Origin of the sequence: Streptomyces sp. NPDC051822, from assembly GCF_044452745.1 — a bacterium.
Taxonomy (GTDB): domain Bacteria; phylum Actinomycetota; class Actinomycetes; order Streptomycetales; family Streptomycetaceae; genus Streptomyces.
Map to the genome: position 1 here is coordinate 257007 of NZ_JBITBZ010000008.1, position 18190 is coordinate 275196.

The window sequence follows — 18190 nt, forward strand, 5'->3', positions numbered from 1 at the left end:
TCCCCGCATGGACCGTCCCGCCCCCTCTCCGTACCCCCGGCTCGTGCTGCGCGAGCTGGAAGTCGGTGACGTGCCTGCCGTCCATGGCGTCTACGGCTCCGAGGCCGCCACCGAGCACCTCAGCTTCACCTCCCGCTCCCTGCCCGAAGTCCAGGGCATCGTCGAGCGGTCCATGGTCTCCGCCCTGGTCGTTCCCCGGCAGGAGTACGCGCTCGCGGTCGTCGAGCGGGCCACCGGCGCGCTCGTCGGGTTCGGGCGGCTCGCGCTCGATCCGCACCAGCAGCGGGCCGCCACCGTCGGGTTCGCCCTGCGCCCCGAGTCCTGGGGCGTCGGGTACGGGCGGGAGACCGTCGGCCTCCTGCTCGCCCTCGCCTTCCGCGATCTCGGCCTGCACCGCGTGTGGGCCGCGCGAGCGCCCCTCAACACCGCCTCCGCGCGGACCCTGCTCGCCGCCGGGTTCACCGAGGAGGGCCTGATCCGGGGGCACGTCCACGTCCGGGGCTCCTGGCGTGACTCGGTGACGTACGGCATCCTCCGCGAGGAGTGGGAAGCGCTCAGTCCCCGCTGACGATCTCCCGTGCCATCGCGACCAGCGCCCCCGTCGCCGGGTGCGGGAACGCGTCCCGCCAGGCCAGGACCACCGGCAGCGCGGGTGCGTCCGTCAGTGCGCGGTACGTGACTCCCGGGTGGGGGTGCAGGGCCGCCGTCGACGCGGAGGAGACGCCGACGCCCCGGCCCGCCGCGATCGTGGTGAGCCAGTCGTCGGTGTTGGCGACGGTGACCGTGGCCGCCGGGCGGTCGGCGGCCGGCCAGAGCGTGAGGGTGGTCGTACCGGAGACGGTGTTGAGCACGACGGTTCCGCCCGCCAGGTCGCCGAGGGTGAGCCGTGGCCGGTCGGCGAGCGGGCTGTCGGAGGGTACGGCGGCGACCCGTTCCTCCGTGGTGAGCTCCTCGGTGACCAGGCCCGGCGTGTCGACCGTTCCCCTGAGCAGGGCCGCGTCCACTTCCCCTCGGGCGAGCCCGGCCGTGCGGTCGTCGACGCGGAGGAGTTCGAGCGGTGTCTCGGGGTGCTCGCGCTGCCAGCGCCGGAGCAGGGGAGTGGTGTACGGGCCGAAGGCCGACCAGGCGTGTCCGAGGCGCAGGGGGCGGTGGCGCAGCCGTGCCGGGTCGACGGCGGCCTCGAACGCGGCGAGTGCGGCGGCTGCCCGGTCCTGGAAGGCGCGGCCCTCGGCGGTGAGCGCGAGGTGGTGGGTGGAGCGGTCGACGAGCCGGGCGCCGAGGTGCTGTTCCAGGGCGGCGAGCGTGCGGGAGACGGCCGGCTGGGTGAGGTGGAGCCGGGCGGCCGCTCTGGTGAGGCTGCTCTCCTCGGCGATGGCGAGGAAGCAGCGGAGGTGGCGTAGCTCGATGCCCATGCGTCCGGAGCATAACCGCAGGGCAATCGGCATTTCCGGTGCCGCGCGGGGGCTCGTAGCGTGGGAGGGGAGCGGTTTGGGGGGCCGCTGGACAGTGCAGTTTGATGCACTTGTGGTGCAGTATGATGGACCGTAGGTGAGTCTGTGAGCCTCGGATTCCGTGAACTCTTGTGTGTGACGTGATGGAGGAGCAGTCGGTGGACAGTCCGGTCAAGGATGTGGCCCCCGTCGCGGCCTCCGTTCTGCCTCCCGATGCGGCGGCCGTTTCCGGCCCCCGGGTCGCTCCGGCGCAGCCGGGGTCGGCGGCGGGGCGCCGGCTCGGGCCGGTGGCGCTCGTCGTCGCGGGCGGGCTCTCCGTACAGTTCGGCTCCGCCGTCGCCGTGCTCCTCATGCCGCGTGCCGGGGCCCTCGGCGTCGTCACCCTGCGGCTCGTGCTCGCCGCCGCCGTCCTGCTGATCGTCTGCCGGCCCAAGGTCCGCGGCTACAGCCGCGCCGACTGGGGGACGATCGCCGCCTTCGGCGCCGCCATGGCGGGCATGAACGTCCTCTTCTACCAGGCCGCCGACCGGATCCCGCTGGGCGCCGCCGTCACCCTTGAGGTCCTCGGTCCGCTGATCCTGTCCGTGGTCGCCTCGCGCCGGCTGATGAACCTGCTGTGGGCCGGACTCGCCCTCGGCGGTCTCGTCCTCCTCGGTGGTGGCGGCTTCGACCGTCTCGATCCGCTCGGCGCGGTCTTCGCGCTCGCCGCGGGCGCCATGTGGGCCGCGTACATCGTGTTCAGCGCACGTACGGGCAGGCGCTTCCCGCAGGCCGACGGGCTTGCGCTCGCCATGGCCTTCGGCGCGGTGCTGACTCTGCCGCTCGGCATCGCGGAGGCGGGGAGCAAGCTCCTCGTGCCGTCGACGATCGGCCTGGCCCTCGCGGTCGCGCTGATGTCCTCGGTGCTGCCGTACACCCTCGAACTCCTCGCCCTGCGCCGGCTGCCCGCGCCCACCTTCGCGATCCTGATGAGCCTGGAGCCGGCCATCGCGGCGGCCGCCGGCTTCCTCATCCTCAGCCAGGCCCTGTCCGTCACCGACGCCGTCGCCATCGCCCTCGTGATCGTGGCGAGCATGGGTGCGGTCCGTACCCAGTCGCGTCGGCGCAAGGAGTAGCGGGGCGCGACGCGACCCTACGGCGGCGTCCTGGAGCCGTGCGTCGGCCCTGACCCTAGACTCCGGGCATGACCGCCGATCTCCAGTGCGTCGTGCTCGACTGCCCCGCCCCTCGCGTGCTCGCGGAGTTCTACCGCGCGGTGCTCGGCGGCGAGGTCGACCGCCCGGACCGGCGCTGGTCGGTCGACGAGGCCTGGTCCACCCTCCACACGCCCGGCGGTCTCGTCCTCTGCTTCCAGGGCGTCCCCGACCACCGCCCGCCGACCTGGCCGGGTTCCGAGCGCCCGCAGCAGTTCCACCTCGACTTCGGTGTCGCCGACCTGGACGCGGCCGAGGCGGAGGTCCTCGCGCGGGGCGCGACTCTCCTCGACGGCGGGGCGGGCACGCGCGCGTGGCGGGTGTACGCGGATCCGGCGGGCCATCCGTTCTGCCTGGTCAGGCACTGACCCGGTCGCCGGCTCGAAGGTTCAGCCGGCGCTGACGCCGCTGTCCGAGGTGTCGGCGTCGTCGGCGCGCAGGAGCAGGTCGAGCAGTCCGGGGAAGCGGGCCTCGAACTCGTCGCGGCGCAGTCGGTTGACCCGCTTGGGCCCCTGGTCGCGCTGTTCGACCAGGCCCGCGCCGCGCAGTACCGAGAAGTGATGGCTCAGCGCCGCTTTCCCGACGGGCACGTCGAAGCTGCCGCAGCTGCGCGTCCATTCGGCGGAGCCGGCCAGTTCGCGGATGAGCTGGATGCGTACGGGGTCGGCGAGCGCGGACAGTGCGGTCAGGAGGGGGACCTCGTCGGGATCCGTGTGCACGGGTGCGGCACGGTGTCCGCCGCTCGCCGCCTGGTCCGGCATGCCGCTCTCCTCGCGTTCGTCGTTCCGTCCCCTTGCCGAGTGTTCGATGACGATCATACACTCCGAGTGTTCGCTTTCCATTGAACACCTGTCGAAGGGTGCGTTCCGTCATGCGTGCAGTCCAGTTCCAGGAGTACGGCGGCCCCGAGGTACTGAAGGTCGTGCGGGCCGAAACCCCCGAGCCGGGACCCGGCCAGGTCACCATCGACACCGCCTACGCGGGCGTGAACTTCGCGGATCTGAAGGCGCGCGCCGAGGGCTACCGGGTGGAGTCGCTGCCCTTCGTCCCCGGCCTGGAGGTCTCCGGGCGGATCCGCGCCGTCGGCCCCGGCGTCGAGGGGCTGCGTCCCGGCCTGGAGGTCGCCGCGCTCGTCGGCGCCGGCGCCTACGCGGAGGTGGTCGTCGCCGAGGCCGCCACCGTCTTTACCCTCCCCGACGGCATGGACCTGCGGACCGCGGCCGCGCTCCCCACCGTGCTGCCGACCGCGTACGCCCTGCTCCACGAGGTGGGGCGGCTGCGCGCCGGGGAGAGCGTGCTGGTGCACGGCGCCGCGGGCGGCGTCGGCACCGCGGCCGGGCAACTGGCCCGGGCGGCGGGCGCCGGTGCGGTGTACGGCGTGGTCTCCTCCGCCAAGGCCGAGCACGCCCTCGCGTACGGCTACGACGAGGTGTTCGTCGGCGACTCCTTCCCCGAGGAGGTCCGTCGTGCCACCGGCGGCAGGGGCGTCGACCTGCTGCTCGACCCGGTGGGCGGCGACACCCTTCGCCGCGGTCTCGACGCGCTGGCCGTCTTCGGGCGCCTGGTGTCCTTCGGCAACGCGAGCGGTGCGGCCCCGTGGCAGGTGGGGCAGCCCGAGCTCTACACGGAGGGCCGTTCGGTCGCCGGTTTCTCCATCCTCGCGCTCGCGCGTTCGGCGCCCGAGGCGCTGCGGTCGCTCACCGAGCGCGCCTTCGGCACGGTCGCCGACGGCACCGTGAAGCTTCCGGTCACCGCGGAGTTCCCGCTGTCGGAGGCGCCCGCGGCCCACGCCCTGATGGGCGGGCGCACCTCGACGGGCAAGCTGCTGCTGCGGATCGCCGGCTGACCGCTTCCCCCTCCGAGGAAGGTGCACACACATGAGGATTCTCCTCGTCGGCGCGGGAGCCACCGGGGGCTTCTTCGGTGTCCGCCTCGCCCGGGCGGGGCAGGACGTCACGTTCCTGGTCCGACCGCGGCGCACCGCCGCCCTGCGCGAGCGGGGTCTGCGCGTCACCGGCCTCGGGGAGGAGGAGGCGATAGCTCCCCGGCTCGTCACCGCCGCCGAGCTGTCGGCTCCGTACGATCTGGTGCTGCTGTCGGTCAAGGCCGGCGCCCTCCGGCAGGCGGTCGACGACATCGCGCCGGCGATCGGTCCTCGGACCGCGATCGTGCCGCTGCTCAACGGCATGGCGCACCTGGAGCAGCTCAACGCGCGGTTCGACGCCGAGGCGGTTCAAGGTGGTGTCGCCAAGGTCGTCACCACCTTGAACGCCGACGGGGATCGTCCGCCTCGCGCCGCCGGCGAGCCTGACCATCGGCGAGCAGGACGGCAGGGTGTCGGCGCGCGTGGAGGAGATCCGTGCCGTCCCCGGCGACGCGGGCGTCGACGCGAGCGTGTCGACGGACACCGTCGCGACGATGTGGCACAAGTGGGTCTTCATCAGTACCGTCGCGGCGGTGACCTGCCTGCTGCGCGGCACGGTCGGTGACGTCAACGCCGTCCCTGGCGGATCCGCCTTCGCGACCGCCGTCCTGGCCGAGGCCGCGGCGGTGTCCGCGGTGGCGGGCTTCCCCGTACCGGAGGACGGGCGCGCCGTCGTCGCGTCGACGGTGACCACGGCCGGATCACCGCTCACGGCGTCCCTGTACCGGGATGTCGTGGACGGTCGTCCGACCGAGGTCGAGCACGTCTCCGGCGACCTCGTGGCGCGTGCCCGTGCCTTGCCGGTCGCCACTCCGCTGCTCGATCTGACGACCCTGCACCTGCGGGTCCACCGGTACCGCACACAGCGGGAGGTGCGAACAGGGTTTACGCGGTCAGGGATAGCTCAGGCAGGTGAGGCGGGATCGTTTCCTCCTGGGCCGTTCGGGTGGCGGTCGGACCGCGGGCGTATCCGGGCGGACATGCTGTCCGCCGAACAGGCCGTCACCTGTAGGGAGCTATCCGTATGAAGAACCGCCGCAAGGCGCTGGCCGTCGCCGTTGCCGCCGCCGCTGCCCTGTCCACCGCCTTCGCGACGCCCGCTCAGGCGGCACGAGGGAGCTTCGTCTATTACGTGGAGGGGTGGTGGCATGGATTCGAGCTGCCCGATCCCGCGGACGGTCACTGCTACAACACGCAGGGCGTGGCGAACCGCCCGACCAACCACACCGACCGCACGGCGATCCTGTACCGGGGCCCGGACTGCCACGACAGCGAGACCGTGGCCTTCTACCAGCCGGGTACGGACGGCGTCGAACACTTCGGTTCGGTGAAGTTCGTGAACTGGTAGGACGGTGCGCACGCGCGAGGGTGCCCGGCCGGTGCGCGTCCCGGCCGGGCACCCTTTTCACGGCTCCGGCCGGCGCTGACCCGATTCTGTTGATCTTTGGCCGTCGCGGCGGTGGAGGGAGTCCGGCGCGACTGCGGACCATGGGGGTGTTCGCAGTCGTCGTACGAGGGAGGGGGGCCGATCATGGCTCTGGAGATGCGAGACCGGTGTGAGCGCTGCGAGACGGCGGCCCTGACGCCCGAGGGGCCCGCGCGGATCTGTTCGTACGAGTGCAGCTTCTGCGTTCCCTGCGCCGACGCCATGGCGGGCGTGTGCCCCAACTGCGGTGGTGAACTGGTGCCGAGGCCGCGTCGCGCCGCCGCGGCGTGGGCGGCGAGGGGTACGGCGTGGGCGGCGAGGGGTACGGCGTGGGCGGCGAGGGGTACGGCGTGGGCGGCGAGGGGTACGGCGTGGGCGACGAGAGGTGCGGCGTGGGCGACACGGGTTTCGCGCTGCCGCGCGGTGCGACCGGCTTCTTCGTGGCGAAGGACGGCCCGCTTCCGGAGGCCGATCCGCGGGCGTTCCGGGGCGCTCTGCACGCCGCCGCCCGGGCCGCCGAAGGCCAGGTGGGCGAGATCGAGGTCCAGGAGTTCCCCCGGACCTTCCACATCGCGTCGGTCGTCGATCGCACCGGCGAGACCGTCGTCCTGTGCCACGCCCATCACCCCTGGATCGCCTTCGCCCGGGAGCGCCGGAACTGGTACGCGGAGGGGTTGTTCCTCGATCCTCCTTCGTGGGCCCCGGTCTTCGAGGCGGCGGGCTTCGTGGTGCTGAGCGGTGAGCGGCTCGCGACGCCCCTCTCCGGCGTGGACACGTCGGCGTTCACGCGGGACGAGTGGCGCCAGGTGCGCACCTACGGCGTCACCACGTTGGGTGGAGTGCTCTTCAACGCGTGGGCGTGACACGACCGCCTCCTCGAAAGGATCCCCTCAAAGGACCCCCTCGAAAGTAAAGCAAGCACGCTTGATTGTTTCTGGTGTCGCTGTCATGCTCCTCGGCGAAGGCCCGTGAACGCCCGTCCCCCGAGGGGAGCGCACCGTGTCCGACCCCGTCGTCGTGCTCGACGACCTGCGTGCCGAGAGCGACGAAGTCGATCTGCTCGTCGGTGAGTTGAGTCAGGAACGGTGGGGTGCGCCCACCCCCGCGCCCGGCTGGACCGTCGCCCACCAGATCGCGCACCTCGCCTGGACCGACCGCGCCGCGCTCCTCGCCGCCACCGACGCCGAGGCCTTCGCCGCCGAGACCGCGAAGGCCCTCGCCGCGCCCGACCGCTTCGTCGACGAGGGCGCCGAGGAGGGTGCGAAGCTGCCGCCCGCCGAGCTGCTCGCGCGCTGGCGCGAGGGCCGCGAGCAGCTCCAGGAGGCCCTGCGCGCGGTGCCGCCGGGGGCGCGTTTCCCCTGGTACGGGCCGCCGATGAGCGCCTCCGCCATGGCCACCGCCCGGCTCATGGAGACCTGGGCGCACGGCCAGGACATCGCCGACGCCCTCGGGGTCGTCCGCGCGCCCACCGCCCGCCTCCGGCACGTCGCCTGGATCGGCCACCGCGCCCGCGACTACGCCTACCTGGTGCGGGGCCTCCCGGCGCCCGCCGAGCCCTTCCGGGTGGAACTCGTCGCACCGGACGGTCAGGTGTGGGTCTACGGCCCCGAGGGCGCCGCCCAGAAGGTCACCGGGCCCGCCCTCGACTTCTGCCTCCTCGTCACCCAGCGCGTCCACCGTGACGACACCGCCCTCGCCGCCGAAGGCCCCGACGCCGAGCACTGGCTCACCATCGCGCAGGCCTTCGCGGGTCCCGCGGGTCCGGGCCGCGCCCCCGAGGGGTCCTAGTGGTCCTCCGTATCGGCAACGCCTCCGGTTTCTACGGCGACCGTTTCGACGCCGTCCGCGAGATGCTCACCGGCGGCGGGCCCGACGGTGCGCTCGACGTCCTCACCGGTGACTACCTCGCCGAGCTGACGATGCTCATCCTCGGCCGCGACCAGCTGAAGGACCCGAAGGCCGGGTACGCGAAGACGTTCCTGCGCCAGATGGAGGAAGGTCTCGGCCTCGCCCACGAGCGCGGCGTCCGGATCGTCGCCAACGCGGGCGGCCTCAACCCCGCCGGACTCGCCGAAGCCCTGCGCGCCCTCGCCGCGAAGCTCGGCCTGCCGACCCGGATCGGGTACGTCGAGGGCGACCTGCTGCCCGCGACGGGCGGCGCGCTCACCGCCAACGCCTATCTCGGCGGCGCCGGCATCGCCGCCTGTCTCGCCGCCGGGGCCGACGTCGTCGTCACCGGCCGCGTCACCGACGCGGCCCTCGTCACCGGGCCCGCGCAGTGGCACTTCGGCTGGGGTCCCGAGGAGTACGACAGGCTCGCGGGCGCGGTCGTCGCCGGGCACGTCCTGGAGTGCGGCACCCAGGCCACCGGCGGCAACTACGCCTTCTTCCGCGAGCACGACCCGGAGGTCCTGCGCCGCCCCGGCTTCCCGGTCGCCGAGCTGCGCGCGGACGGCAGCGCGGTCATCACCAAGCACCCCGGGACCGGCGGCCTCGTCGACGTCGGTACGGTCACGGCGCAGCTCCTCTACGAGACGGCCGGCGCCCGCTATCCGGGCCCGGACGTGACCGCCCGGCTCGACACCGTCCGGCTCGCCCAGGAGGGCCCCGACCGGGTCCGGATCGACGGTGTACGGGGCGAGGCGCCGCCTCCGACGCTCAAGGTCGGGCGCAGCAGGCTCGGCGGCTTCCGCAACGAGGTGGTGTTCGTCCTCACGGGTCTCGACATCGAGGCGAAGGCCCGGCTGGTGCGGGAGCAGGTCGAGGACGCATTGACGAAGTCACGCCCCGACGAGGTCCGTTGGGAGCTTGTGCGGACCGACAGGGCCGACGCCGGCACCGAGGAGACCGCGAGCGCCCTGCTCCGGCTCGTCGTCCGGGACCAGGACCCCGAGAAGGTCGGCCGCACCCTGACGGGGGCCGCGATCGAGCTGGCCCTCGCGAGCTACCCCGGCTTCCACGTCACCGCCCCACCCGGAAGGGGCGCCCCCTACGGCGTCTTCGACACCGCGTCCGTACCGGCCGCCGAGGTGCCGCACACGGCCGTGCTCCCCGACGGGACCCGCGTCCCCGTTCCCGTACCGCCACGGACCCTCGACCTGGCACCCGTATCCGACCCGGAGCTTCCCGAGCCCCTCCCGTACGGGCCGGTCCGGCGGGTTCCGCTCGGCCGGATCGCCGGGGCCCGCAGCGGCGACAAGGGCGGCGACGCCAACGTCGGCGTGTGGGTCCGCACGGAGGAGGAGTGGCGCTGGCTCGCCCACGCCCTCACCGTCGGCACGTTCAAGGAGCTCCTGCCGGAGACCGCCGGCCTGACCGTCACCCGGCACGTCCTGCCGCGTCTGCGCGCGCTCAACTTCACCGTCGCCGGAATCCTCGGCGAGGGCGTCGCCTCACAGGCCCGGTTCGACCCCCAGGCCAAGGCGCTCGGCGAGTGGCTCCGCTCGCGCCACATCGACATCCCGGAGGGACTGCTGTGACCGTCGCACCGAAGGCCGTACGGGGGGATCGCCCGTGACCGTCCTCGCCTCCGCCCTCGACACCGGCGGACCCGACTACCGGGCGCACCGCGCCGCCATGCTCGACAAGCTGGCCGCCCTCGACGCCGAGCACGCCAAGGCGCTCGCGGGCGGCGGCGAGAAGTACACGGCCCGGCACCGGGCGCGCGGGAAGATGCTCGCCCGCGAGCGGATCGAGCTGCTCGTCGACCCGGACTCGCCGTTCCTGGAGCTGTCGCCGCTCGCGGCCTGGGGCAGCGACTACACGGTGGGCGCGTCCCTGGTCACAGGGATCGGGGTCGTCGAGGGAGTCGAGTGCCTGATCACCGCGAACGACCCGACCGTGCGCGGCGGCGCCTCCAACCCGTGGACGCTGAAGAAGGCGCTGCGGGCCAACGAGATCGCGTTCGCCAACCGGCTGCCCGTCATCTCGCTCGTCGAGTCCGGCGGCGCCGACCTCCCGTCCCAGAAGGAGATCTTCATCCCCGGCGGGGCGCTCTTCCGCGACCTGACGCGGCTGTCGGCGGCCGGCATCCCGACCGTCGCCGTCGTCTTCGGCAACTCGACGGCCGGTGGCGCGTACGTCCCCGGCATGTCGGACCACGCCGTGATGATCAAGGAGCGGTCGAAGGTCTTCCTGGGCGGTCCGCCGCTGGTGAAGATGGCGACGGGGGAGGAGAGCGACGACGAGTCCCTCGGCGGTGCCGAGATGCACGCGAGGACGTCGGGGCTCGCCGACCACTACGCCGTCGACGAGACGGACGCGATCCGCCAGGCCCGCCGGATCGTGGCCCGGCTGAACCACCGCAAGGCGCATCCCGATCCGGCGGGTCTCGCCGAGCCGCCGAAGTACGACGAGGACGAACTCCTCGGGATCGTGCCCGGCGACCTGAAGACCCCGTTCGACCCGCGCGAGGTGATCGCCCGGATCGTCGACGGCTCCGACTTCGACGAGTTCAAGCCGCTGTACGGGCCCAGCCTGGTGACCGGGTGGGCGAGCCTGCACGGCTACCCCGTCGGCGTCCTCGCCAACGCGCAGGGCGTGCTCTTCGGGCCGGAGTCGCAGAAGGCGGCGCAGTTCATCCAGCTCGCCAACCAGCGGGACGTCCCCCTCCTCTTCCTCCACAACACCACCGGCTACATGGTCGGCAAGGAGTACGAGCAGAGCGGCATCATCAAGCACGGCGCCATGATGATCAACGCGGTGTCGAACTCGCGCGTCCCCCACCTGTCCGTCCTCATGGGGGCGAGCTACGGCGCCGGGCACTACGGCATGTGCGGCCGGGCGTACGACCCGCGCTTCCTCTTCGCCTGGCCGAGCGCCAAGTCCGCCGTCATGGGCCCGCAGCAGCTCGCCGGGGTCCTGTCGATCGTGGCGCGGGCGAGCGCCGCCGCCAAGGGGCAGCCGTACGACGACGAGGCCGACGCCGGGCTCCGCGCCCTCGTCGAGGCGCAGATCGAGTCGGAGTCCCTGCCGATGTTCCTCTCCGGACGGCTCTACGACGACGGGGTCATCGACCCCCGCGACACCCGCACGGTCCTCGGGCTGTGCCTCTCCGCGATCCACACGGCACCGGTCGAGGGCGCGCGCGGCGGCTTCGGCGTCTTCCGAATGTGAGGCACCTTCCGTGAGCACCTTGATCAGCTCCGTTCTCGTCGCCAACCGGGGCGAGATCGCCTGCCGGGTCTTCCGCACCTGCCGTGACCTCGGCATCTCCACCGTCGCCGTGTACTCCGACGCGGACGCCGACGCCCTGCACGTCCGCGAGGCCGACGCGGCGGTACGGCTGCCGGGGGCCGCGCCCGCGGAGACGTACCTGCGCGGCGACCTGGTGGTGAAGGCGGCGCTCGCGGCGGGCGCGGACGCCGTCCACCCCGGCTACGGCTTCCTCTCCGAGAACGCCGGCTTCGCGCGGGCCGTGACCGACGCGGGCCTGGTCTGGATCGGGCCGCCGCCGGAGGCGATCGAGGCGATGGCCTCGAAGACCCGGGCGAAGCGGCTCATGGGGGTCGAGCCGCTCACCGACGTCACCGAGGAGGACCTGCCGGTCCTGGTGAAGGCGGCGGCGGGCGGCGGCGGGCGCGGCATGCGGGTCGTCCGCGAACTCGCCGCTCTTGAGCAGGCGTTGAAGACGGCGTCGGCCGAGGCGGCGAGTGCGTTCGGGGACGGCGAGGTGTTCGTCGAGCCGTACGTGGAGAACGGCCGGCACGTGGAGGTGCAGGTCCTCGCGGACGCGCACGGCGGTGTCCTGCTGCTCGGCACCCGTGACTGCTCGCTGCAGCGCCGCCACCAGAAGGTCATCGAGGAGTCGCCCGCCCCCGGCCTGCACACCGACGGGACCGGCGAGCTCCACGCGCGCGTGAGGGAGGCAGTGTCGCGGGTCGGGTACGTGGGCGCGGGAACGGTGGAGTTCCTCTACGAGGACGGCCGCTGGCACTTCCTGGAGATGAACACCCGGCTCCAGGTCGAGCATCCGGTGACCGAGGCCGTGTACGGCGTCGACCTCGTCGCCCTCCAGATCGCCGTCGCCGAGGGCGCCCCGCTTCCCGCCGGCCCGGTGGTGGAGACCGGCCACGCGGTCGAGGCGCGGCTCTACGCCGAGGACCCCGCCACGGGCTGGACGCCGCAGACGGGCGTCCTGCACCGGTTCGAGTTCCCGGCCGGTCCCGGCGTGCGCGTCGACACCGGTTACGCCTCGGGGGACACCGTGCCGGTGCACTACGACGCCATGCTCGCCAAGGTCGTGGCGCACGCGCCGACGCGCGCCGAGGCCGTGCGCAAGCTCGCCCACGTCCTCGAAAGGGCCGTGATCCACGGGCCCGCCACCAACCGGGATCTGCTCGTCGCCTCGCTGCGGCACCCGGAGTTCCTGGACGTCGACCGGCTGGACACCGGCTTCTACGGGCGGAACCTGGAGGCGCTGACCCGTCCCCGGGACGGCGAGGCGTACGCGGCCGTCGCCGCCGCGCTCGCGGACGCCGCCGGGGCCGGAGGGAGGTTCGGCGGCTGGCGGAACCTTCCTTCGCAGGACCAGGTGAAGGCGTACGGGGAGCACGAGGTCCGCTACCGGCCGAGCCGGGGAGGCGGCTACGAGGTCACGGCCCCGGAGGGCGTCCGGGTCGTGTCGGCGGCGCCCGGCCGGGTGCGCCTCGAAGTGAGCGGGGTCGTACGGGACTTCCACGTCGCCCGGTACGGCGGGAGCGTGCACGTCGGCCCGTACCGGCTCACCGCCCGCCCCCGCTTCCCGGACCCCGCCGACCAGCGGGAGCCCGGTTCGCTGCTCGCCCCCATGCCCGGCACCGTCGTCCGGGTCGCGGACGGTCTGGCCGTCGGCGACCGGGTCATCGGCGGGCAGCCGCTCCTCTGGCTGGAGGCCATGAAGATGGAGCACCGCGTCATCGCTCCCGCCTCCGGCACGCTCACCGCGCTCCACGCCGCCCCCGGCCGCCAGGTCGAGGTCGGTGCCCTGCTCGCCGTCGTACAGACATCCCCACCGGCAGACGTCACGACCGAAGCACAGGAGGAAGACCCCGTATGAGCACCGACATAGAGCCTCGGGAACACACCGAACTCCGCGCCGCCGTCTCCGCGCTCGGCCGGCGACACGGCGCCGGTTTCGACCGGGCGACGCTGTGGGCGGAGGCCGGGAAGCTCGGCTACCTCGGCGTGAACCTGCCCGAGGAGTACGGCGGCGGGGGCGGCGGCATGGCCGAGCTGTCGATCGTCCTGGAGGAGGCGGGCGCCGCCGGGGCCCCGCTCCTCATGATGGTCGTCTCGCCCGCCATCTGCGGCACGGTCATCGCCCGCTTCGGTACGGAGGAGCAGAAGCGGGCGTGGCTCCCGGGCCTCGCGGACGGCACGAAGACGATGGCGTTCGGCATCACCGAGCCCGACGCGGGCTCCAACTCGCACCGCATCACGACCACCGCGACCCGCACCGAGGAGGGCTGGGTCCTCAACGGCCGGAAGGTGTTCGTGTCGGGCGTCGACATCGCGGACGCGACGCTGATCGTGGGCCGTACGTCGGACGCCCGCACCGGCAACCTCAAGGCCTGCCTCTTCATCGTGCCGCGCGACACCCCCGGCTTCGGGCGGCGTCACATCGAGATGGAACTCGCGGCGGACGAGAAGCAGTTCGAGCTGACCCTCGACGACGTGCACCTGCCGGCGGACGCCCTCGTCGGCGACGAGGACGCGGGGCTCCTCCAGCTCTTCGCGGGCCTCAACCCGGAGCGGATCATGACGGCGGCGTTCGCGATCGGCATGGGCCGGTACGCGCTCGAACGGGCCGTGACGTACGCGAAGGAACGCCAGGTCTGGAGGGCTCCCATCGGCGCCCACCAGGCCATCGCCCACCCCCTCGCCCAGGCGCACATCGAACTGGAGCTGGCCCGCCTGATGATGCAGAAGGCGGCGAGGCTGTACGACGCGGGCGACGACCTGGGCGCGGGCGAGGCCGCGAACATGGCGAAGTACGCGGCGGCGGAGGCGTGCGTGAAGGCCGTCGACACCTCGGTCCACACCCTCGGCGGCAACGGCCTCACGAAGGAGTTCGGCCTGGCCCGGCTGATCACGGCGGCCCGGGTGGCCAGGATCGCCCCGGTCAGCCGGGAGATGATCCTGAACTACGTGTCCAGCCACTCCCTGGGGCTGCCCAAGTCGTACTGAACCCGTACGCGGTCGTCGACGGCCTTCTCCGGCAGGGCGGCGACCTCGTCGATCCACTGCCGGGCCCGCGCTTCGAAGTCGACGTGGCCGACCTCGTGATGGGCGGCCACGTAGCGCAGGGCCGGCGGCTTCTTCCACCAGTCCTTCTCCGTCAGCCCGGACCTGCGGAGGAAGATCTCGGCGCCGACAGCGTTGCTGTGGACGTACAGCTCCATGTTCTGCGGACGCCCCTGCTTGCCCGCGTCCAGGGAGGCGACGAGCCGGAAGGCCTGCCGCATGTAGAGGATGTGCCGCTCGGTGCGAGGGATGTAGTCGTCGTCGATCTGCGCGCTGCGACAGCTGTACCCGGCGGCGGCGAAGCCGTCGAGGAGTGCCTCGTGCAGCGGGGTCGCCGTGATGCGCAGGGGGTCGCTGTCCGTCCGGCCCGTGATGCCGCTGGCGTCGACGCAGGTGTACGCGGCGAGGAGCACGCCGTCGAGCTGCCTGCCGCGCACCTCGGACACGGGGGTCTCCCACCGCAGCCGGTACCGCAGCGGCACCCGCGTCTCCTCGCCCTTGCGTACGGTGAAGAGACTGTCCACCGGGAAGTGCGCGATCGTGTCGCCGGAGTCGGTGTCGACGTCTCCGCTCTTGCCGACGGCGGCCGACGCGTTGGCGACGAGCTTCACGTCGACGCGCCGTACGTACACGTCCCGATCGGTCGCGCGCAGCACGATCTCACCGGACAACAGCCCACCCGGCCGCACCGGTTCGTCCGGTAGGACGGTGTCGACCTCCAGCGGTATCCCGCTGCTTTCCGTGCCGCTGCCGAACAGTCGTTTGAAAACCATGTGCGCAGGTTAACGGGCTTCAATGCGGCAGGCGTTGGCATTCACGGCATCGTCCGTCCGTCGCGGCTCACCACGGACGGAAGCCGTTCCGGCGGCAGCGTCGGTGCGGGACGGCTCAGACGACGCGGCGTTCCCAAGAATCATGCAGGCGTGCTTGATTGTTTCGATGGAGTGCTGCCAGGGTCTCCCCAAGCCGTACCGGCACGAGCGATCCTGGCGATCACCTTCCACCGCTCAGGGGGCAACGCATGGTGTTCCGCAGTGAGTACGAGAACGTGTCCACCGTCTCCCTCCCCATCCACGACGCCGTCCTCGGCCGCGCCGCCGAGCGCGGCGACCTGCCCGCGCTGATCGACGGGACCGGCGAGCTCACCCTCACGTACGGACAGGTCGACGCCTTCCACCGGCTCGTGGCCGCCGGGCTCGCCGAGGCAGGGGTGCGGAAGGGGGACGTGCTGGCGCTGCACAGTCCCAACACCGTGCTGTTCCCCGTCGCCTTCTACGCCGCCACGCGTGCCGGGGCCGCCGTCACCACCGTGCACCCGCTCGCCACGCCCGAGGAGTTCGCCAAGCAGCTCCGGGACTCCGCCGCGCGCTGGATCGTGACCGTGTCGCCGCTGCTCGCCTCCGCCCGCGCCGCCGCAGAACTCGCGGGCGGGATCGAGGAGATCTTCGTCTGCGACCAGGCGGAGCCGGGAGACGTGCGGTCGTTGCAGGCGTTCCTCGGTTCCACCGGACCCGTGCCCGAGATCGACGTCGACCCGGACGAGGACGTCGCCGCCCTCCCGTACTCCTCCGGCACCACCGGCGTCCCCAAGGGCGTGATGCTCACGCACGCCTCCATCGCCACCAACCTGGCACAGCTGGAGCCGGTCATCCCGATGGGACCGGGGGACCGCATCCTCGCCGTGCTGCCCTTCTTCCACATCTACGGGCTCACCGCGCTCATGAACGCGCCGCTGCGCCAGGGCGCCACCGTCGTCGTCCTGCCCCGCTTCGAGCTCGACACCTTCCTCGCCGCCATCCAGAAGCACCGCATCAACGGCCTGTACGTGGCCCCGCCGATCGTCCTCGCCCTCGCCAAGCACCCGGCCGTCGCCGACTACGACCTGTCCTCCCTGGAGTACATCGTCAGCGCCGCCGCCCCGCTCGACGCGGCCCTCGCCGAGGCCTGTTCGGCGCGGCTCGGGCTGCCGCCGGTCCTCCAGGCGTACGGCATGACGGAGCTGTCCCCGGGCACCCACGTCGTCCCCCTCGACGCCGCGAACCCGCCGCCCGGCACCGTCGGCCGGCTGCTGCCCTCCACCGAGATGCGGATCCTCTCCCTCGACGACCCGTCGAAGGACGCCGCCCCGGGCGAGGAGGGCGAGGTCGCCATCCGGGGGCCGCAGGTCATGAAGGGCTACCTCGGACGCCCCGACGCCACCGCCGCCATGATCGACGCCGACGGCTGGGTGCACACCGGCGACATCGGGCGGGTCGACGCCGACGGCTGGCTGTTCGTCGTCGACCGCGTCAAGGAGCTCATCAAGTACAAGGGCTTCCAGGTCGCCCCCGCCGAACTCGAAGCGCTCCTCCTCACCCACGACGGCATCGCCGACGCCGCCGTCATCGGCGTCACCGACGCCGAGGGCACCGAGATACCCAAGGCCTTCGTCGTACGCCAGCCGGCCGCGCCGGACCTCTCCGCCGAGGACGTCATGGCGCACGTCGCCGCCCGCGTCGCCCCGTACAAGAAAGTCCGCAGCGTCGAGTTCATCGACACCGTCCCCCGGGCAGCGTCCGGGAAGATCCTCCGTAGGGAATTGAGGGACCGCACATGACCCTGGTCGCCGTCACCGAGGAGCGGGGCATCACCACCCTCGCCCTGGACTCCCCGGCCACCCGCAACGCGCTGTCCGCGCCGCTCGTCACCGAACTCGCCGACGCGCTCACCGCCTGCGGCAAGGATCCGGACGTCCGGGCCGTCGTCCTCACCCACACCGGGACGACCTTCAGCGCGGGCGCCGACCTGAAGGCACCGCCCAGCCCGTACACCTTCGTGGACCTGCTCCGGCAGATCGTCGAGCTGCCGAAGCCGGTCGTCGGCCATGTCACCGCCGGCGGGCACACCCGGGCCGGCGGCCTCGGGCTGCTCGGTGCCTGCGACATCGTGCTGGCCGGGGAGGGCGCGGACTTCGCCCTCACGGAGGTACGGATCGGGGTCGCGCCCGCCGTCATCTCCCTCACCCTCCTGCCGAAGCTGGAACCGCGCGCCGCGGCCCGCCACTACCTGACGGGGGAGCGGTTCGGCGTGCCCGAGGCCGTCGCCATGGGGCTCGTGACGGCGGGCGACGAGGACCTTCCCGGCATCCTCGACTCCCTGCGCGCCGCCTCCCCGCAGGGCCTGCGGGAGGCCAAGCGGCTGGTCACCGCTAGAGTCCTGGAGACCTTCGAACGCGACGCGGAGGACCTGGTGCGGACGTCGGCCACGCTCTTCGCCTCCGCCGAGGCGCGCGAGGGGATGACGGCCTTCCTCGAACGACGGGACCCCGCATGGCGGCTCTGACCGCACCTGACCGGCAGCCGGACCGGAACCCCAGGCAGGAACGGAATCCCAAGCAGGACCGGAGCCGCGCCACCCGGCAGCGGCTCCTGGAGGCCGCCGTGGCCTGCCTGGCCGAGCACGGCTGGGCGGGTTCCACGGTCGCCGTCGTCGCGGAACGGGCCGGCGTCTCCCGGGGCGCCGCCCAGCACCACTTCCCGACCCGCGAGGACCTGTTCACGGCGGCCGTCGAGTACGTCGCGGAGGAGCGCTCCCAAGCGCTGCGCGCCCTCCCGTCCGACAACCGGGAGCAGGCCGTCTCCGGCATCGTCGACCTCTACACGGGCCCCCTCTTCCGGGCCGCCCTCCACCTGTGGGTCGCCGCCGCCAACGAGGACCAGCTCCGCGACCGGGTCGCGGAGCTGGAGGCCCGTGTCGGCCGCGAGTCCCACCGCATCGCCGTCGAGGTGCTCGGCGCCGACGAGTCCCGGCCGGGTGTACGGGAGACCGTCCAGGGCCTTCTGGACATGGCGCGGGGCCTGGGCCTCGCCACCCTCCTGACGGACGACCGCGCCCGCCGGGAACGGGTGGTGTCCCAGTGGGCGCGACTCGTGAACGAAGCCCTGACGGCTTAGCCCTGACGGCTTAGCCCTGACGGCTTAGCCCTGACGGCTTA

19 protein-coding genes and 1 pseudogene are annotated in these 18190 nt (G+C 72.9%); 17 read left to right on the plus strand and 3 right to left on the minus strand.

Translation table 11 applies throughout. The features are described from left to right. The first annotated feature begins 7 nt into the window (after positions 1-7). Complete coding sequence (locus ACIA8N_RS24535; protein WP_365783815.1) at positions 8-568, plus strand: GNAT family protein; 561 nt, start codon at positions 8-10, stop codon at positions 566-568. Here ACIA8N_RS24535 and ACIA8N_RS24540 read toward each other — a convergent pair. Next, entirely contained in the window at positions 555-1412 is an 858-nt protein-coding gene (locus ACIA8N_RS24540; RefSeq protein WP_365783813.1) for a LysR family transcriptional regulator, read from the minus strand. The two genes, ACIA8N_RS24535 and ACIA8N_RS24540, sit on opposite strands and share 14 nt — an antisense overlap. A gap of 182 nt (positions 1413-1594) precedes the next feature. On the opposite strand from ACIA8N_RS24540, the gene ACIA8N_RS24545 reads away from it, so the two are divergent. Beyond that, the gene (locus tag ACIA8N_RS24545) at positions 1595-2566 is read left to right on the plus strand and encodes an EamA family transporter (protein WP_399416789.1); all 972 of its coding nucleotides are present in this window, start codon (positions 1595-1597) and stop codon (positions 2564-2566) included. A 68-nt stretch (positions 2567-2634) separates the two neighbouring features. Continuing rightward, positions 2635-3012 carry a VOC family protein gene (locus tag ACIA8N_RS24550; protein ID WP_365783811.1) on the plus strand — a complete coding sequence of 126 codons (378 nt, stop codon included), beginning with the start codon at positions 2635-2637 and terminating at the stop codon, positions 3010-3012. A gap of 21 nt (positions 3013-3033) precedes the next feature. Here the strand turns inward: ACIA8N_RS24550 and ACIA8N_RS24555 are convergent, their stop codons facing one another. After that, positions 3034-3405, minus strand: coding sequence for a helix-turn-helix transcriptional regulator (locus ACIA8N_RS24555; RefSeq protein WP_365783862.1), 372 nt, complete (start codon positions 3403-3405; stop codon positions 3034-3036). Positions 3406-3515: 110 nt separating this feature from the next. Here ACIA8N_RS24555 and ACIA8N_RS24560 point away from each other — a divergent pair, with 110 nt between their 5' ends. From ACIA8N_RS24560 to ACIA8N_RS24610, 11 genes and pseudogenes are all read left to right on the plus strand, one after another. Next, positions 3516-4490: a zinc-binding dehydrogenase gene (locus ACIA8N_RS24560; RefSeq protein ID WP_365783809.1), complete on the plus strand. Its 975-nt coding sequence runs from the start codon at positions 3516-3518 to the stop codon at positions 4488-4490. 31 nt (positions 4491-4521) lie between these two features. Continuing rightward, complete coding sequence (locus tag ACIA8N_RS24565) at positions 4522-5133, plus strand: 2-dehydropantoate 2-reductase N-terminal domain-containing protein (RefSeq protein ID WP_365783807.1); 612 nt, start codon at positions 4522-4524, stop codon at positions 5131-5133. Continuing rightward, positions 5063-5596, plus strand: a complete 534-nt coding sequence (locus ACIA8N_RS24570) for a ketopantoate reductase C-terminal domain-containing protein (RefSeq protein ID WP_365783860.1) — start codon at positions 5063-5065, stop codon at positions 5594-5596. Before ACIA8N_RS24565 ends, ACIA8N_RS24570 begins: the two co-directional genes overlap by 71 nt. Then, complete coding sequence (locus tag ACIA8N_RS24575) at positions 5593-5916, plus strand: hypothetical protein (protein ID WP_365783805.1); 324 nt, start codon at positions 5593-5595, stop codon at positions 5914-5916. The genes ACIA8N_RS24570 and ACIA8N_RS24575 overlap by 4 nt, the downstream gene beginning before the upstream one ends. A gap of 183 nt (positions 5917-6099) precedes the next feature. Continuing rightward, positions 6100-6282: pseudogene (locus tag ACIA8N_RS24580) on the plus strand (DUF1272 domain-containing protein); the annotation flags it as partial. Between the two features lie 20 nt (positions 6283-6302). Continuing rightward, positions 6303-6857 carry a hypothetical protein gene (locus tag ACIA8N_RS24585; RefSeq protein ID WP_365783803.1) on the plus strand — a complete coding sequence of 185 codons (555 nt, stop codon included), beginning with the start codon at positions 6303-6305 and terminating at the stop codon, positions 6855-6857. Between the two features lie 136 nt (positions 6858-6993). Continuing rightward, positions 6994-7782 carry a TIGR03084 family metal-binding protein gene (locus ACIA8N_RS24590; protein ID WP_365783801.1) on the plus strand — a complete coding sequence of 263 codons (789 nt, stop codon included), beginning with the start codon at positions 6994-6996 and terminating at the stop codon, positions 7780-7782. Further along, the gene (locus ACIA8N_RS24595; RefSeq protein ID WP_365783799.1) at positions 7782-9473 is read left to right on the plus strand and encodes an acyclic terpene utilization AtuA family protein; all 1692 of its coding nucleotides are present in this window, start codon (positions 7782-7784) and stop codon (positions 9471-9473) included. The genes ACIA8N_RS24590 and ACIA8N_RS24595 overlap by 1 nt, the downstream gene beginning before the upstream one ends. Before the next feature lie 34 nt (positions 9474-9507). After that, entirely contained in the window at positions 9508-11109 is a 1602-nt protein-coding gene (locus ACIA8N_RS24600) for a carboxyl transferase domain-containing protein (protein WP_365783797.1), read from the plus strand. Positions 11110-11128: 19 nt separating this feature from the next. After that, positions 11129-13030: a biotin carboxylase N-terminal domain-containing protein gene (locus ACIA8N_RS24605; protein ID WP_365783858.1), complete on the plus strand. Its 1902-nt coding sequence runs from the start codon at positions 11129-11131 to the stop codon at positions 13028-13030. Continuing rightward, positions 13027-14160 carry an acyl-CoA dehydrogenase gene (locus ACIA8N_RS24610; protein ID WP_365783795.1) on the plus strand — a complete coding sequence of 378 codons (1134 nt, stop codon included), beginning with the start codon at positions 13027-13029 and terminating at the stop codon, positions 14158-14160. The genes ACIA8N_RS24605 and ACIA8N_RS24610 overlap by 4 nt, the downstream gene beginning before the upstream one ends. Here ACIA8N_RS24610 and ACIA8N_RS24615 read toward each other — a convergent pair. Further along, a complete protein-coding gene (locus tag ACIA8N_RS24615) occupies positions 14118-14990 on the minus strand; it encodes a sporulation protein (protein WP_365783793.1) in 873 nt (290 codons plus the stop codon). The two genes, ACIA8N_RS24610 and ACIA8N_RS24615, sit on opposite strands and share 43 nt — an antisense overlap. A gap of 248 nt (positions 14991-15238) precedes the next feature. Here ACIA8N_RS24615 and ACIA8N_RS24620 point away from each other — a divergent pair, with 248 nt between their 5' ends. From ACIA8N_RS24620 to ACIA8N_RS24630, 3 genes are read left to right on the plus strand one after another with little or no spacing between them, the layout of a single operon-like run. After that, the gene (locus tag ACIA8N_RS24620) at positions 15239-16813 is read left to right on the plus strand and encodes an AMP-binding protein (protein WP_365783791.1); all 1575 of its coding nucleotides are present in this window, start codon (positions 15239-15241) and stop codon (positions 16811-16813) included. Beyond that, a complete protein-coding gene (locus ACIA8N_RS24625; RefSeq protein ID WP_365783789.1) occupies positions 16810-17538 on the plus strand; it encodes an enoyl-CoA hydratase family protein in 729 nt (242 codons plus the stop codon). Before ACIA8N_RS24620 ends, ACIA8N_RS24625 begins: the two co-directional genes overlap by 4 nt. After that, the gene (locus tag ACIA8N_RS24630) at positions 17526-18149 is read left to right on the plus strand and encodes a TetR/AcrR family transcriptional regulator (protein WP_365783787.1); all 624 of its coding nucleotides are present in this window, start codon (positions 17526-17528) and stop codon (positions 18147-18149) included. The genes ACIA8N_RS24625 and ACIA8N_RS24630 overlap by 13 nt, the downstream gene beginning before the upstream one ends. The last annotated feature ends 41 nt before the right edge of the window (positions 18150-18190 follow it).

Coding starts and splice junctions, on each gene's coding strand:
- ACIA8N_RS24615 (WP_365783793.1), bottom strand. CDS start 14,990: ATGGTTTTCAAACGACTGTTCGGCAGCGGCACGGAAAGCAGCGGGATA.
- ACIA8N_RS24575 (WP_365783805.1), top strand. CDS start 5,593: ATGAAGAACCGCCGCAAGGCGCTGGCCGTCGCCGTTGCCGCCGCCGCT.
- ACIA8N_RS24620 (WP_365783791.1), top strand. CDS start 15,239: ATGGTGTTCCGCAGTGAGTACGAGAACGTGTCCACCGTCTCCCTCCCC.
- ACIA8N_RS24540 (WP_365783813.1), bottom strand. CDS start 1,412: ATGGGCATCGAGCTACGCCACCTCCGCTGCTTCCTCGCCATCGCCGAG.
- ACIA8N_RS24565 (WP_365783807.1), top strand. CDS start 4,522: ATGAGGATTCTCCTCGTCGGCGCGGGAGCCACCGGGGGCTTCTTCGGT.
- ACIA8N_RS24535 (WP_365783815.1), top strand. CDS start 8: ATGGACCGTCCCGCCCCCTCTCCGTACCCCCGGCTCGTGCTGCGCGAG.
- ACIA8N_RS24630 (WP_365783787.1), top strand. CDS start 17,526: ATGGCGGCTCTGACCGCACCTGACCGGCAGCCGGACCGGAACCCCAGG.
- ACIA8N_RS24555 (WP_365783862.1), bottom strand. CDS start 3,405: ATGCCGGACCAGGCGGCGAGCGGCGGACACCGTGCCGCACCCGTGCAC.
- ACIA8N_RS24545 (WP_399416789.1), top strand. CDS start 1,595: ATGGAGGAGCAGTCGGTGGACAGTCCGGTCAAGGATGTGGCCCCCGTC.
- ACIA8N_RS24610 (WP_365783795.1), top strand. CDS start 13,027: ATGAGCACCGACATAGAGCCTCGGGAACACACCGAACTCCGCGCCGCC.
- ACIA8N_RS24570 (WP_365783860.1), top strand. CDS start 5,063: ATGTGGCACAAGTGGGTCTTCATCAGTACCGTCGCGGCGGTGACCTGC.
- ACIA8N_RS24625 (WP_365783789.1), top strand. CDS start 16,810: ATGACCCTGGTCGCCGTCACCGAGGAGCGGGGCATCACCACCCTCGCC.
- ACIA8N_RS24550 (WP_365783811.1), top strand. CDS start 2,635: ATGACCGCCGATCTCCAGTGCGTCGTGCTCGACTGCCCCGCCCCTCGC.
- ACIA8N_RS24560 (WP_365783809.1), top strand. CDS start 3,516: ATGCGTGCAGTCCAGTTCCAGGAGTACGGCGGCCCCGAGGTACTGAAG.